The organism is Bacteroidota bacterium (assembly GCA_016194975.1).
Lineage (GTDB): Bacteria > Bacteroidota > Bacteroidia > Palsa-965 > Palsa-965.
In genome coordinates, this window is record JACQAM010000009.1 from 111,920 (window position 1) to 127,011 (window position 15,092).

The 15,092-nt window shown below is 45.4% G+C and carries 9 protein-coding genes; 5 read left to right on the forward strand and 4 right to left on the reverse strand.

The genetic code is table 11. The annotated features are described in order from the left end of the window. The first annotated feature begins 68 nt into the window (after positions 1-68). The 3 genes from HY064_08270 (at position 69) to hflX (ending at position 2,165) form a co-directional block, all read left to right on the forward strand. Positions 69-518, forward strand: coding sequence for a cytochrome B (locus HY064_08270; GenBank protein MBI3510645.1), 450 nt, complete (start codon positions 69-71; stop codon positions 516-518). An 11-nt stretch (positions 519-529) separates the two neighbouring features. Further along, positions 530-874, forward strand: coding sequence for a c-type cytochrome (locus HY064_08275; GenBank protein MBI3510646.1), 345 nt, complete (start codon positions 530-532; stop codon positions 872-874). 85 nt (positions 875-959) lie between these two features. After that, on the forward strand, positions 960-2,165 hold the full coding sequence (hflX, locus tag HY064_08280; protein MBI3510647.1) for a GTPase HflX: 1,206 nt from the start codon (positions 960-962) through the stop codon (positions 2,163-2,165). Positions 2,166-2,263: 98 nt separating this feature from the next. On the opposite strand, the gene HY064_08285 is transcribed toward hflX, so the two are convergent. Beyond that, positions 2,264-3,586, reverse strand: coding sequence for a T9SS type A sorting domain-containing protein (locus HY064_08285; protein MBI3510648.1), 1,323 nt, complete (start codon positions 3,584-3,586; stop codon positions 2,264-2,266). 193 nt (positions 3,587-3,779) lie between these two features. Here HY064_08285 and HY064_08290 point away from each other — a divergent pair, with 193 nt between their 5' ends. Next, a complete protein-coding gene (locus HY064_08290; GenBank protein ID MBI3510649.1) occupies positions 3,780-4,157 on the forward strand; it encodes a hypothetical protein in 378 nt (125 codons plus the stop codon). Between the two features lie 8 nt (positions 4,158-4,165). Beyond that, positions 4,166-9,871 (forward strand): gliding motility-associated C-terminal domain-containing protein, encoded by a 5,706-nt coding sequence (locus tag HY064_08295; GenBank protein ID MBI3510650.1) that lies wholly within the window; start codon positions 4,166-4,168, stop codon positions 9,869-9,871. Positions 9,872-9,970: 99 nt separating this feature from the next. Here the strand turns inward: HY064_08295 and HY064_08300 are convergent, their stop codons facing one another. From HY064_08300 to HY064_08310, 3 genes are all read right to left on the reverse strand, one after another. Then, the gene (locus HY064_08300; GenBank protein MBI3510651.1) at positions 9,971-11,743 is read right to left on the reverse strand and encodes a L,D-transpeptidase family protein; all 1,773 of its coding nucleotides are present in this window, start codon (positions 11,741-11,743) and stop codon (positions 9,971-9,973) included. 288 nt (positions 11,744-12,031) lie between these two features. Beyond that, on the reverse strand, positions 12,032-12,958 hold the full coding sequence (locus HY064_08305; protein ID MBI3510652.1) for a T9SS type A sorting domain-containing protein: 927 nt from the start codon (positions 12,956-12,958) through the stop codon (positions 12,032-12,034). Positions 12,959-13,159: 201 nt separating this feature from the next. Beyond that, positions 13,160-15,007: an ABC transporter ATP-binding protein gene (locus tag HY064_08310; GenBank protein ID MBI3510653.1), complete on the reverse strand. Its 1,848-nt coding sequence runs from the start codon at positions 15,005-15,007 to the stop codon at positions 13,160-13,162. Positions 15,008-15,092: the final 85 nt, after the last annotated feature.

Genomic DNA, 15,092 nt, shown 5'->3' on the forward strand with positions numbered 1-15,092 from the left:
ACGGTTGTGTGATGAGCGGTAATGTCCACTTGTTTTTCCTTACTTTTGGCTGATAAAAATCTACCGCTATGGAAATTCTTCAACATGTACATTCTGTTCTCCGATGGGCGCTTCTTCTTCTGCTCATCATGGCAATTGTAAAATCCTTTTCAGGATGGAAAGGAAAAAAAGCATTCACCGATGGCGACAGAAAAGTCGCACTGTTCACGGTTATATTCGCACACACGCAACTCGTGATCGGGCTCGTGTTGTACATCATGGGAAAATGGTACCAGCATATTGATACGACAGATGAAATGGTGAAATCGGTTCATCGTTTTTTTGCAATGGAACATAGTACGATGATGATTCTTGCCATTGCATTCATCACTATCGGGAGTGTGAGTTCGAAAAAAGCAAGTGCTGCAGAAAATAAACACAAGCGGATCTTCGCATGGTTTCTCACTGCGCTCATGCTTATTCTTGCTGCTATTCCCTGGCCATTCATGATGAAATTCGCAAATCTCAGTTGGTATTAAAATTAATGAGTATGAAAAAAATATTTTCTGTTCTGATCATTCTCGTTTTTGCAATTTTCATTTTCTCGTGTGGTAATGACAATGGAAGCAATGTTCCGGTCGATTCTGCTTCCGGAAAAAATAAAATGGCAATGGGTGGGAAAGATATTTTTTCTGCTAATTGTGTTTCCTGTCATGGTGAAGACGGAAAAGCCGGAGTGATGGGGGCGAAAGATCTTTCTCTAAGTACGATCGATCATGCAACAGCGGTTTCCATTGTGAAAAGCGGTAAGGGTATGATGAAATCGTTCAGCGGGCAATTGAGTGATACGGATATTGATGCGGTGGTGAAATATGCGGAGTCGTTGCGAAAATAGAAGATGGAGGATGGATTTATTTCAACTATGGGAATTAATTCATTTTTCAAATACTATATGAAGTCCATCCTCCAACATCCTCTAAGTGAACGAGCAATCAAATAATCCTGCGAACGAGCAGAAAACCATTCTTGTCGGAGTTATAGATAAACGCCAGGATAGTTCGCAACTGGAAGAATATCTAAATGAACTTTCTTTTCTTGCGATCACGGCAGGACTTCTTCCCATAAAAAATTTTTCGCAGAAACTCGATCATCCTGATCCGAAATTCTACATCGGTTCGGGGAAAGCGAAAGAGATCAAAACTTTTATTGAAGCAAAGAATATCGATGTTGTTATTTTCGATGATGAACTTTCTCCTTCGCAACAACGCAATCTTGAAAAAGAATTTCAGCGAAAAGTCATTGACAGAAATTTATTGATCCTCGATATTTTTGCTGCACGCGCACGCACTGCTCATGCGAAGACGCAGGTGGAGCTCGCACGTTACGAGTACCTGCTCCCGCGCCTCACGGGTATGTGGACGCACCTCGAGCGCCAGCGCGGGGGCACAGGCACACGTGGTGGATCGGGCGAAAAAGAAATTGAAACAGACAGGCGTATCGTGCGCGATAAAATAGCTGCACTGAAAATTCAACTCAGGGAGATCGACAAACAAATGGCCACGCAGCGCAAGGGCAGGGGCGAGCTCGTGCGTGTGGCGCTGGTGGGCTACACGAACGTGGGAAAATCGACGATCATGAATGTAATTTCGAAATCGAAAGTTTTTGCGGAGAATAAATTATTTGCAACACTCGATACTACGGTGAGAAAAGTGGTGGTTGGAAATCTTCCTTTTCTTCTTTCTGATACGGTCGGATTCATCCGCAAACTTCCGCATCAACTGGTTGAATCTTTTAAATCGACGCTTGATGAAACCCGCGAGGCCGATATTCTTCTTCACGTGGTGGATATTTCTCATCCTGATTTCGAGGGCCAGCTGAACGTGGTGAAAGAAACGCTGCTGGAGATAGGCGCCGGGAATAAAAAAACAATTTTAGTTTTCAATAAGATCGATGCTTATCGCGAGCCGCCGGAGAAAGAACATGAACTGAATCCATTGGGAAAACAGATCCTTTCATTGAGGGAAATGGAAAAAAGCTGGATGAGTAAACTGCACGATCAGTGTATTTTTATTTCAGCGGTGAACAAAGAGAACATTGATGAGTTCCGCGAATTATTATTCGAAGAAGTGAAGAGCATTCACACGAAACGGTACCCGTATGATAAGCTGGAATTCTGGAAAGGGTAATGTGCAAATGTGCTGATCGGAAATTTGCTAATGGTGCAAATGCTTGCCCGACTAAGTGTAACAAAGGCGGGTGCTAATGGCTTTCGGAAGAAATTTTCTTATTCAACAATGAATTTCCCTTCTGAGATCAGGTTTCCATCCGCAAGAATCCTGTAAAAATAAATTCCTTCTGCTTCGCCGGAGAGATTGATCTGAGCAGTTTCCTTTTTCAGTGCAAATGAATTTATTTTTTCTCCATTCACATTGTACACTTCAATAATGTTTTCGCCTGAAGTATTTTTAAGTTGAATATTAAAAATTCCGTCTGATGGATTTGGAAATATAGTTATTTCCCCGGGCGCAGAAATTTCAGAAATGCCGACGCCGGCGATGGACCATTTAGCAATATGGGATGCCGGGCTTCCTCCGGCATTGGCAAGCGCTCCTGCTGCAAATACAATTCCTTCATCGGCAGAAATAGCGTTAACTGTATTATCGACCCCGCCGCCAAGCGGATAAAAAGTAGTTCCGTCCCACCGGGAAATGCGAATAGCAGACGTACTTCCCGCCGTAACAAAATCGCCGCCTAAATAAATGTCAGTTCCGTAATGAGTAAGTGAACGAACGATATTATCAGCTCCGCCGCCTGCAGCCATCCATTGTGTGCCATCCCATTGTGCAAAATTATTCACGAGATGATAACCTGTTGTCCAGTAAAAATCTCCGCCCGCATACAGAATTCCGCCAAGCGGTTCGAGACAATAAACCGTGTAATCAAAACCTTCTCCTACGTGCGACCAGGAATTTCCATTCCACTTTGCGATGCTGTAAGAAATAGAATCATTACCGGCAAGATCGAAAAGTCCGCCTGCATAAATTTCATTGCTGAATGTGCGCAGGCAATAAACAGTTGAAGTTCCCCACACCGATGAAATTCCATTGCCGACAGCCGACCAGGCCGTATCATTCCACACACCGATATTATTTACAATGGTATATCCTGCGAGTCCGAATTTTCCTGCCGCATACAATTGATCATGATAAACTTCGAGCGCATAAACCGATGCTCCGTTTATTCCGTGGCCCACGCTGTCCCATTGTGTTCCGTTCCATCGCGCAATTCTTTTTGCCGCCACACCACCAGCGTTGAGAAAACTTCCGGAGGCATATAATTGCCCGTGATAAACACAAAGCGCACGTATTGTATTTGTAGTACCGGTTCCCAAAGCAGTCCATGAACTTCCATCCCATGCCGCAATATTATTTACTGTAACAGTTCCTGCAGAAGTGAAAGATCCGGCTACGATCAATTTTCCGTTATAATAAGCGGATGCAAAAACAGTTCCGCTTACGCCTGAACCGAGCGTGGACCAAACATAAGATTGAGAAAAAACATTCGCGGAAAAAAACAGAAAAAGAAAGAGAGTAGTATATTTTTTCATGGTCATTGAATCAGGCATGCAAGTTAAAATTACTATTGGCAATATGCTTTACCGGAAAGAAGAAAAGTGCTGCCGGTTATGAATAATGACCGTAAAATAAATGCCAATGCACAGAATTGCATACGTCAATGTAATGTCGTACTTTTAGAATGGCATTGAAACATGTATTCCAATTACATCTAAAAATTTCAGCATGAAACTGAGACATTTATTTCTCTTTGTGCTTTTGATGACGTATGCATCATCAAGAGCAACTGCGCAGGTAGTAACTCCTGCCAATACTTTCGTTGTTACAGCGAAAGCCGGAACGCCCGAAGCCGACCAGGCAAGCGCAGCCGTGCAAGCAGCAGATTTTTCCGATTATCGCTTGCGTACTGCGCACCGTACACTCACTTTCACCAATGGTGTAGTGATCGAACTGCTTTCTGCTACCGAATTGAAAGTGATCGGTTATAATATCGATCCTTCTTTCTACCCGGAATCAACTCCGGCCGGTTACATTGATCCACAATACACCGTGAATGAAAACGGCTACCTCATTGTTATTTACCAGCACGCACCAACGAAATAATTCCTGCGATGAAAAAAATACTACTCTCGATATTCGCTCTATCATTCTCCGGAATATTATTTGCACAGGTTCCGGCAAATGATAATTGTTCCAGCGCTACCAATCTTGGTTCTCTTCCAACTCCTGCGGTTTGTCCGAGTGGAATTGGAGCATCGATAACTGTGAGTGGAACTACAGTGAATGGAACGGCATCAAATCCGTATCCGTACATCATCGGTTGCGCAGTGGGAAATCCTGTTCAGCAGGCGCCTGCTATTGACGTTTGGTATTCATTCGTTGCAACTGGAACTATTCTCAACGTTACTATTGCTTCCACATTTGCACAACCGAATATGGCGGTGTGGACTGGCCCGTGTGGATCTCAAACTGCAATTCAGTGCGGAAGCGGAAACAACGCAGGAAATCTTTCACAGACCATTCAACCGCTCACTCCCGGACAAACGTATTACATTCAGATCAGCGGAAATACTACCTCCGCAACAGGAACTTTCAATCTTACGCTGAGTAATGATATGGATTGTAATAATTGTCTTACCACATCTTCATTCACAGCTTCACCTAATCCTGTGAATGGAACTTATCAGGCCGGACAAACAGTTACATTTTGTTTTACTGTGAACGGATATGTGCAGGTTTCTTCCAATTGGCTGCATGGAATTCAATGGACATTCGGGCCGGGATGGAATATGGCAACACTTGTACCCACATCTCCTCCTCAATGTCCGTATGATCCGACTCCGGGTCCCGGTAATGCCGGCGATGGTGCGTGGGGATGGTATGCTTCGGTCACCAGTTCTGCAACAGGAAATACTTATGGCCCGGGATTTTTCTTCGACAACTTTAATGTCGCGGGAAATAATCCCGGACAGAATTTCGGAGATCCCACCAATGGATCATGCACGTGGACTTTTTGTGTGCAGATCACAACGAACGCCGCGTGCGTTCAGGGGCAGAGTCTCAATATTGTTATCAATACACTTGCAGATGGAGAATCCGGATCATGGACAAGCCCTGCTTGTGCGGGAGATCCCAATTTTACATTCCTTGCAAATTCTTCTTGTTGCTCAGTGCCTACAATTGCATCGACCAATCTTGCCTGTAACGGAGGAAGTAATGGTTCTGCTACTGCTACTCCAACAGGAGCAAATTCACCCTGGACTTACACCTGGAATAATTCAGTCGGAACTTTTGCAACGGTAACTTCTTCGAGTCCGAATACACAAAGCGGATTAACTGCAGGAACCTATACTGTTTCTATTCTCGATAATAATGGTTGTACTACATCACAAACCTTCACCATTACACAACCAACTGCGGTTGCTGCTACGCAATCACAAGTGAATGTAACCTGTAACGGAAGTTGTAATGGAAGTGCAACCGTTGTCGCCTCGGGCGGAACGCCCGGATATACTTATTCGTGGGCCCCAAGCGGGGGCACGGGTGCGACCGCCAGCGCGCGCTGTGCGGGTACATACACGTGTACAATTACCGATGCAAATGGTTGTTCCATTACAAAATCATTTACCATAACACAACCTACTGTTGTCGCCGCCACGCAATCGCAAGTGAATGCAACGTGTAACGGAACGTGTAATGGAAGCGCAACTGTTGTTGCTTCGGGCGGAACACCGGGATATACTTATTCGTGGGCGCCGAGTGGAGGAACAGCAGCAACAGCAAGTTCACTGTGTGCAGGAAATTATACTTGTACAATCACCGATGCAAACGGATGTTCACTCACAAAATCTTTTGCAATAACACAACCGACCGCGGTGGCTGCAACTCAATCACAGGTGAACCTGACATGCAACACAGTTTGCAATGGAAGTGCAACCGTTGTTCCCTCTGGCGGAACGCCTGGATATACTTACTCATGGGCGCCGAGTGGAGGAACAGCAGCAACAGCAAGTTCATTATGCGCGGGAAATTATACATGCACGATCACAGATGCAAACGGATGTTCATTGACAAAATCATTTGCGATCACGCAGCCAACAGTTGTTGCTGCTACACAATCGCAGGTGAATACAACTTGTAATGGAACCTGTAATGGAAGTGCAACGGTTGTTGCTTCAGGTGGAACGCCGGGATATACTTATTCATGGGCGCCGAGTGGAGGAACAGCAGCAACAGCAAGTTCACTCTGCGCAGGAAATTATACATGCACGATCACGGATGCGAACGGATGTTCACTCACAAAATCATTTGCGATCACCCAACCAACAGTTGTTGCTGCCACACAATCACAAGTAAATGCAACATGTAACGGAACTTGCAATGGAAGTGCAACTGTTGTTGCTTCCGGCGGCACACCGGGATATACTTACTCATGGGCGCCGAGTGGAGGAACAGCAGCAACAGCAAGTTCACTCTGCGCAGGAAATTATACATGCACGATCACGGATGCAAACGGATGTTCACTCACAAAATCTTTTGCAATAACACAACCAACAGTGGTCGCCGCAACACAATCGCAGGTGAATACAACTTGTAACGGAACTTGTAACGGAAGCGCAACTGTTGTTGCTTCCGGTGGCACACCGGGATATACTTACTCATGGGCGCCGAGTGGAGGAACAGCAGCAACAGCAAGTTCACTCTGCGCAGGAAATTACACATGCACGATTACGGATGCGAATGGATGTACATTGACAAAATCATTCGCGATCACGCAGCCAACTGCTATAGCTTCTACTACCGCACAAGTGAACGTAACGTGCAATGCTTCCTGCAATGGAAGTGCAACAGTTTCTCCTTCGGGTGGCACACCGGGATATACTTTCTCATGGGCACCGAGTGGAGGAACAGCAGCAACAGCAAGTTCTCTCTGCGCAGGAAATTACACATGCACGATTACGGATGCGAATGGATGTACATTGACAAAATCATTTGCGATCACGCAACCGACTGCAGTTAGCGGAACAGCAACTTCAACACCAACTGCATGCGGAGGAAGTAACGGAACAGCAACAGCTTCTCCATCGGGTGGAACACCGGGTTATACTTATTCATGGGCGCCGAGTGGAGGTACTTCTGCAACTGCAAGCGGACTCACAGCAGGATCATATACTTGTACGATCACCGATGCGAACGGATGTACAGGAACTGCGATCACAACAGTGAATAATAACTCCGGGCCAACAGTTACGATTGCATCAAGCGGCAACAATAGTTGTTTTGGCGGAAGCAATGGAACCGCAACAGCCAATGTCAGCGGAGGAACTGGTCCTTATACTTATTCATGGGCTCCATCGGGAGGAACAGCAATTACAGCTTCCGGTCTTGCTGCAGGATCTTATACTTGCACAGTTACGGATGCGAACGGATGTATCAGTTCTGTTTCAGTTACGATCACGGAACCAACGCAGGTTACCGGAACAACTTCTTCCACGCCTGCAAACTGCGGAGGAAATAACGGAAGTGCAACAGTTGTCGCTGGTGGCGGTTCACCCGGATATACTTATTCGTGGGCACCATCGGGCGGCACTGCAGCGACGGCTTCAAATCTCATTGGAGGAAATTATACAGTGACAATCACGGACGCGAATGGTTGTGCAATTACTTCCACAGTGAGCGTTGCAACATCAGCAGGTCCTACTTCAAGCATAGCATCATCATCAAATATTCTTTGCTTCGGAGGAAATACCGGATCAGCAACTGCAAGTGCAAGTGGCGGAACACCCGGTTATACATATTCATGGGCACCAATAGGAGGAAGTGCTGCAACAGGAACGAATATGACTGCAGGATCATACACATGTACGATCACTGATGCGAACGGATGTACAACAACTTCTTCCGTCACGCTCACTGAACCTCCGCAACTCACAGCGAGTGCAACTTCTACTCCGGCAAACTGTAGTGCTTCTGATGGAACTGCAACTGTTACTCCCGGCGGAGGAACTGCGGGATATACTTATTCATGGGCTCCATCAGGTGGAACGGGTGCAACAGAGAATAATATTCCTGCGGGAACTTATACTTGTACTGTTACAGATGCTAACGGTTGTACAACAACAGCAACAACAACAGTTACAAACCTGAGTGGCCCAACTGCGTCGATCACTTCTTCTTCTGATGTTTCTTGTAACGGTGGTAACAATGGTTCTGCACTTTCAAACGCGAGTGGCGGATCGGGAACTTATACTTATGCATGGACCCCGGTTGGTGGAACGAATGCGAATGCAACAGGATTAACAGCGGGAACATACACATGTACGATCACTGATTCTAACGGATGCTTAGCAACAACAACTGTCACCATCACTGAACCAACTGCGATCGTAACAACAATTAACGTAACACCGATCGGTTGCAACGCTACTACTTCTGCTACTGCGAATGTGTCGGGTGGAACAGCTGGGTATACCTACTCATGGTCATCAGGAGGAACAGCTGCAACAGAGAATAATCTTGCCCCCGGAAATTATACAGTAACGGTAACCGATGCGAATGGTTGTGTTTCAACACAAACCTGTACTGTCGGGCCTTCTACCACGATCACTGCTACTTCGACGTTCGCCAACTCATCCTGTTTCGGAAGTAATAATGGAACAGCAACGGTAACTCCATCGGGCGGAACCACGCCTTATACTTATTCCTGGTCACCGAGCGGCGGTACCAGCGCAACGGCATCAGGACTCACACCGGGCACGTACACCTGCACGATCACGGATGCGAACGGTTGTACTACAACACAAACAGCAACTGTTACCGAACCAACGCAGATCACTTCTTCAGCAACATCGACGAACATACAGTGTAACGGTGCATCCACCGGAACAGCATCTGTTACTGCGAGTGGCGGAACAGGCGGCCTCACTTATTCCTGGACTCCATCGGGAGGAACGGCAAGCAGTGCAAGTTCACTTACCGCCGGAACCTATACGTGTACGATCACCGATGCCAATGGTTGTACTATAACACAAACCGTCACGCTCACTCAACCACCGGCTCTCACAGTTACTGCCAATAGCGATTCGATCTGTCCGGGAATGCCAGGCACCATCACTGCGAATGGCGGCGGTGGAACAGGCCCTTACTCTTATTCCTGGTCGAACGGGCCGACAACTGCTTCACAGAATGTGAACCCGGCTGCAACAACTGTTTACACCGTGACGATCACCGATGCGAACGGATGTACGAGTACGGCCACTTCCACAGTGAGCATCAAACCAGCTGCTGTTGCGAACATCACTTCGAATGCTTCGAGTGGAGTTTATGTTGTTGATGCATCAAACCCGTTGTGCTTCGATGGTACGGGAACCAACCTGAGTTCATGGAACTGGGACCTGAACGGAAGTCCGTCGACACAGCCGAATCCGTGTGTTGCGCTTACTGCTGCGGATACCGGAACTTTCTGCGCGAATCTTATCGTTGATAATATTTACGGCTGTTCGGATACTGCACAAACATGTATTGAAGTAACGGAAGTGACCTATGTAATACCAAACGTGTTTACGCCGAATGCAGATAACATCAATGATGTATTCATGATCTCGAATTCCGGAATGAAAACATTGCATTGCGAGATCTTCGATCGCTGGGGTGTGAAAATGTATTCGTGGGATGGCCCGGGTGGCGGATGGGACGGAAGAACCACGAGCGGCATGCAGGCGACGGATGGTGTTTATTATTGGGTGCTGCACATGGAGGATTATGCCGGAAAGACGTACGATTACCATGGATTCGTGCAACTGATAAGAGGGAAATAACTAATTCTTTAAAAAAGAAGAGCGTGGAAAATTTCTCCGCGCTTTTTTTTGCGGTTGTTTTTTAATACAACCGTTCAAATTTTTCATTGATTTGTTTCATCAACACATCAGCACATTTTCCTTTCTTCGCCACATCGTTGTTTTAGTATTCGTGGTCGCAGCCGGTTTATCCGCAGGAGCCGGTTTCGTATCGTCCTTACTCCAGTTTCCGCTCTTGTAAAGCACTTTCATCATGCGCTGATCGCGAAGATAAATATCGGTGTGAATGAAAACATTTCCATTGGTATCCACATCGCACGTATTGTAGCGCACGTGAATAGGAAGAGGTTTGCGCAGATTTATTTTCATGTTTGAGTCGAGCGTGGTGTAATAATCAAAAGTATCCTTCGGCAATTTCACACTGTCGTCGCGGATGAGAAAGTGCGCGAGTTGCATGTATTTTTCCAGGCGCATGCACCCATGCGAGAACGCGCGCGTTTCGAAACGGAAATATTTTTTCGCATTCGTATCGTGCATGTACACGCTGTACTTATTCTGGAATTCGAATTTCATGATGCCAAGGGCATTCTCGTCGCCGGTCATTTGCCGGAATTTGTAAGGAAGATTTCCGCGGCCGTACCTTTTCCAGTTGACCTTCGTGTAATCCACCAGTTCATTTTTTCCATTGAGTACTTCGTAATGATTTTTGCGGAGATACCCGGTATCACGTTTCACATGCGGGAGAATTTCTTTCCATGAAATGGAATACGGAACATTCCAATACGGATACAGAACGATCTGGTACATTTTACTATCGAGTTCCGGTGTTTGTGTTTTCACCGCGCCGCAAACTATTTTCGATTCCATCACGATCGTGTCGGATTCCCACACCGTCATTTTAAAACAGGGAAGATTCACGATCATGTGCCGCTTCTCGAATTTCGCAGGTTCCCATCTCCACCGTTCCATATTCATTGCTAATTGGCGTTGCCAGTCGTCGGGTGTCATGTCGAGCGCAAGAATAGTATTGCGCCCGATCTTTCCGTCGGACTCAAGAAAATATCTTTCCTGGAATTTTTTCAGTGCGTTCGCCAGTTTGATCGAATCGCTGCCAGTTCCTGTAGAATCATAATCACCAGTCTCAACGAGTCGCGTTTTTACACCGGCAAAAAATCCGATGCTGTCTTCTTTGCGATCCGGAATTTTCACCCAATTCACTGCTGCATATTTTTTCCGGTATTCATTCATGTATTTTTTGATGGACTGGTATTCGTTGCATTGCGGCTCAATTCCATTGAAAACAGAATGAACATCGGTAATCTTCGATGCATCCACACAGAGTTTGACAAGGTCAGTATCCACCTGGTTTAGTTTCCACACACGCGCTGTTGAACTGTCGTTGTCAATTCTTCCTTTTGAAACGTGAACGCAGAAAGTGATGAATGAATTCGTGAGCATCATATCGGAAAAAGAAAGTTTGTTCACGTTGTAGCTGCCCGCTTTGCTGTCGAATGAAGTAGTCATCATGCTGTCGATAGTGGAAACGGAATAATCATCGTGGATCAACCCGTATTCTTCCGCATCGTTCAGTATTTCATAGAGTGATTTTCCGGCCGCAGTAAGTTTTCCTTTATTGCTCCACAAAGCTTTGAAATCATTCTTCGCATAAATTCTTTCGACAAGAGCAATAGCAATGAGCGAATCATGATTGATGTGATAAAGTTTCGACGTGTCGATCTTTTTAAAATGATCCGTAAGGAAATCTTTCACGAGATTATTTACAAGTTCCGGATCTTCGGCCACCACCTGCTTTTCCTTCGATGGATCCTTTTCGCCGCCGCAACCGAAAGTTGTAACGAGAAATAAAAAAAACAAAAAACGGGGAGTATTCATTCGGGTTAATGCTGCATCAAAATTAGATAAAAGAGAATTGCAACAGCAAAGAAATTATCAGTGCACGGAATTGTTTATCAACTGTAGATTATAGAGGGAAATCTGAACGGGAACGAATTATCCCGAACATGTTCGGGACGAAAAGGCGAATCGCATAGGAAAGATTGCGCCTTCGTACTTCGCATTTTCGCACCTATTTGCACTTCGTTCCCCCACGCTGGCACGCACGCTGAAAAAAATCCCGGCTCAGTTCTCACCGGCCGGGACTGAAAAATTATTTCAGAAAAATTATTGTGTCACAGAAAATTTTCCACGGTTCAATTCTTCGCCATTCTTATTGATGATCGCGTACGAATACATTCCGGCAGGCAAAGTGTAGCTGTTCAATTGTGCATGCTTATTTACGATGCTTGTTTTTTTCACATCACGTCCGGTCATATCATACACCACAACTTCCACTGCAGAATTATCCGTTACATCAAAATTGGTGATGTTATCAGAAGGATTCGGATAAACATCAACACCGTTATTCGTTGCTGATTCATTGATGCCGACAAATCCTGTGAATGAAAGCGCATCAACAAAAAATGTAGAATTTACCTGTGGTGTATTGAAACTACTTGAGCTGAACCAGATCGTACAAGTGTCCGGGGCAGTTGTCTGCAGGTAGTTAATGGAAAAAGTACGCATCGTGTAAGCTGCAATTGCTGACGGGATGTAATCTAATCCCCAACCAATAGTGTCGCGCATGTTCGTGGATGTATTCCAGTGTGTGAGCGTAACAATTGCCCACGCAGTATCTGTATTCACCGGCGAATATTTTGCGTAGTAAGTAAAAGTTGCGGGACGTTGTGCTGTAGCATAACCCGGGCGGATGTTTGGGGCTGAGATAGAGAATTGACCGGTCAGAACATAACCGGAAGTATTCGGAATATTATTCGTGTCAGGATTCTGCACAAGTGTCTTTGTAACGATTTTGCACGAATAAGTTCCCTGGTAATTATCGGGAGATCCGGCAGCGGTGGCTACAGTTGGATTAGCAGGATTGTAAGCCGGTGATGCAAAAATATTCGGTGAGATCCAGCCCTGCGGTTCCTGCGGCTCTCCCAGGTACTGTTGCCAGGTTTCAAATCCGGCATTGGGAATATAAGCCTGCGCATTCATCATAGTTGCAACTGAAACGCCGACGAGAAGAGAAAGTAGTTGTTTTTTCATGGTTGATTTTTTTTCTGATTGTTGTAAAGCAAAGGTAGGAAACGTGTTCTATTCCGGTAATCATTCAGTGAAAAGTCTTACTTATTCAGGGGGGATTTCAGATAACACAGATCATCACGCTTGACCCTCGCTCAAAACCGACTTGCTTCACTCGCGATGACCAACGCACAATTTGTATATCTGTATTATCTGTAATTCTCCCTAATTGAATACCTGCAGATCGTAAAGGTTTTTATACACACCTTTTTTCTCCAGCAATTCGGTATGTGTGCCGCGTTCAATGATCTCTCCTTTTTGTAAAACAATAATTTCGTCTGCGTGCTGAATAGTGCTCAGCCGATGCGCAATAATAATTGAAGTCCTGTTTTGGAGAAGCCGATTCAACGCATCCTGCACCAATCTTTCGCTGCTCGTGTCGAGCGCTGATGTTGCTTCATCGAGAATAAGTATCGGAGGATTTTTCAGCACGGCTCTTGCAATAGAAATGCGCTGGCGTTGTCCGCCCGACATTTTATTTCCGCGATCACCTATGTTGGTGTCATAGCCATCCGGCATTTCCATAATGAAATCGTGCGCGTTCGCAACTTTCGCCGCAGCAATCACTTCTTCGCGTGTTGCATTTTCAACTCCGAAAGAAATGTTGTTGTGAACAGTGTCGTTGAATAAAATAGATTCCTGCGAAACAATTCCCATGAGCGCGCGCAGGTCTTTCGTGCGCACCTCGCGCGTATCGGTTCCATCAATGAGTACCTGCCCTGATGAAGGTTCGTAAAATCGCGGGAGCAGATCAGCAAGTGTTGTTTTTCCCGAGCCGGATTGACCGACGAGCGCTACCGTTTTTCCTTTTGGAATTTTTAGTTCTATATTTTTCAACGCATAACCTTCGTCGCCGCGCACGTAGGCGAAAGAAACATTCCGGTAATGAATTTCATTTTTAAAATTTTCAAGTGGCTTCGGATTTTCTTTATCGCGAAGGGCAACTTCGGCGTGCAATATTTTATTGATGCGGTCGATGGATGCTAATCCTTTCTGAATATTGGAATAGGCGCCGGTCAGCGTTTTTGCAGGAGTGATGAGTTGAGAAAAAGTGAGGATATAAAAAATAAATGTTTTTCCGTCGAGCGATGCTTCATTGCCCAATACAAGTTTTCCGCCGAAATAAACGAGCACCATCATAATCGCAGAGCTGAGAAATTCACTCATCGGTGAAGCGAGATCGACTTTACGGTACGTGTGAACCATTTGCTTCGTGTATTGTTGATTAACGTGAGCAAATTTTTCATCCATTTTTTTCTCCGCATTGAATCCTTTGATGATGCGCAACCCGCCGAGCGTTTCTTCCATAATGGAAAACAGCAAGCCGAGTTGTTCTTTCGCACGCGAAGAAGATCTTTTCAGGCTTCTTCCGACAATGGAAATAAGTGCGGCGCCCAGAGGAAGAAGAATAAATGCAATAAGTGTGAGCCCGGGGCTTACATAAATAAGAACGCCGAGAAGAATAATAATGTTCACCGGGTCGCGGAAGATCATCTCGAGTGAACTCATCACGCTCCATTCCACTTCCTGCACATCGCTCGTAATGCGCGACATGATATCGCCTTTGCGTTCGTTGGAATAATAGGAGAGCGGAAGGTCGAGCGATTTCAGGTAAACGGAATTACGCAGATCTTTCACAACGCCATTGCGGATAGGCGCGAGGAAAAACATGCCGAGATAACGGAAAAAAGCTTTGAAGAAAAAAACGATGACCACGGAAATACAAATGAGAACGAGCGCGTGCATTTTTCCTTTTTCAAGAATGATCCCGCTGAATTCATAATTAAAATATTTGGTCAGCGAATCCACAGAAAGTCCAAGCTTAGGTTTTCCCTGTGCAAGGATGGAACTGTATTCTGCATTGGATTTATAAATGAGAAGATCCAGGAAAGGAAGTATCATGGCCAGTGTGAACACACCGAAAACGACCGAGAGAATATTCGAAATAATATTGCCGATGCCGTAACGCCAGTAACCACGCACGTATTGGAGGACACCGAATAGATTTTTCATTGGGACAAATATAGTCAGGAGGGAGGAGGGGGGAGTTTGGAGAGGAGCAGTATTTCAACGTATGTGCGTTAATAATTGTGAGAAA

Coding starts and splice junctions, on each gene's coding strand:
- HY064_08270 (MBI3510645.1), top strand. CDS start 69: ATGGAAATTCTTCAACATGTACATTCTGTTCTCCGATGGGCGCTTCTT.
- HY064_08300 (MBI3510651.1), bottom strand. CDS start 11,743: ATGAATACTCCCCGTTTTTTGTTTTTTTTATTTCTCGTTACAACTTTC.
- HY064_08310 (MBI3510653.1), bottom strand. CDS start 15,007: ATGAAAAATCTATTCGGTGTCCTCCAATACGTGCGTGGTTACTGGCGT.
- HY064_08275 (MBI3510646.1), top strand. CDS start 530: ATGAAAAAAATATTTTCTGTTCTGATCATTCTCGTTTTTGCAATTTTC.
- HY064_08285 (MBI3510648.1), bottom strand. CDS start 3,586: ATGAAAAAATATACTACTCTCTTTCTTTTTCTGTTTTTTTCCGCGAAT.
- HY064_08295 (MBI3510650.1), top strand. CDS start 4,166: ATGAAAAAAATACTACTCTCGATATTCGCTCTATCATTCTCCGGAATA.
- HY064_08290 (MBI3510649.1), top strand. CDS start 3,780: ATGAAACTGAGACATTTATTTCTCTTTGTGCTTTTGATGACGTATGCA.
- HY064_08305 (MBI3510652.1), bottom strand. CDS start 12,958: ATGAAAAAACAACTACTTTCTCTTCTCGTCGGCGTTTCAGTTGCAACT.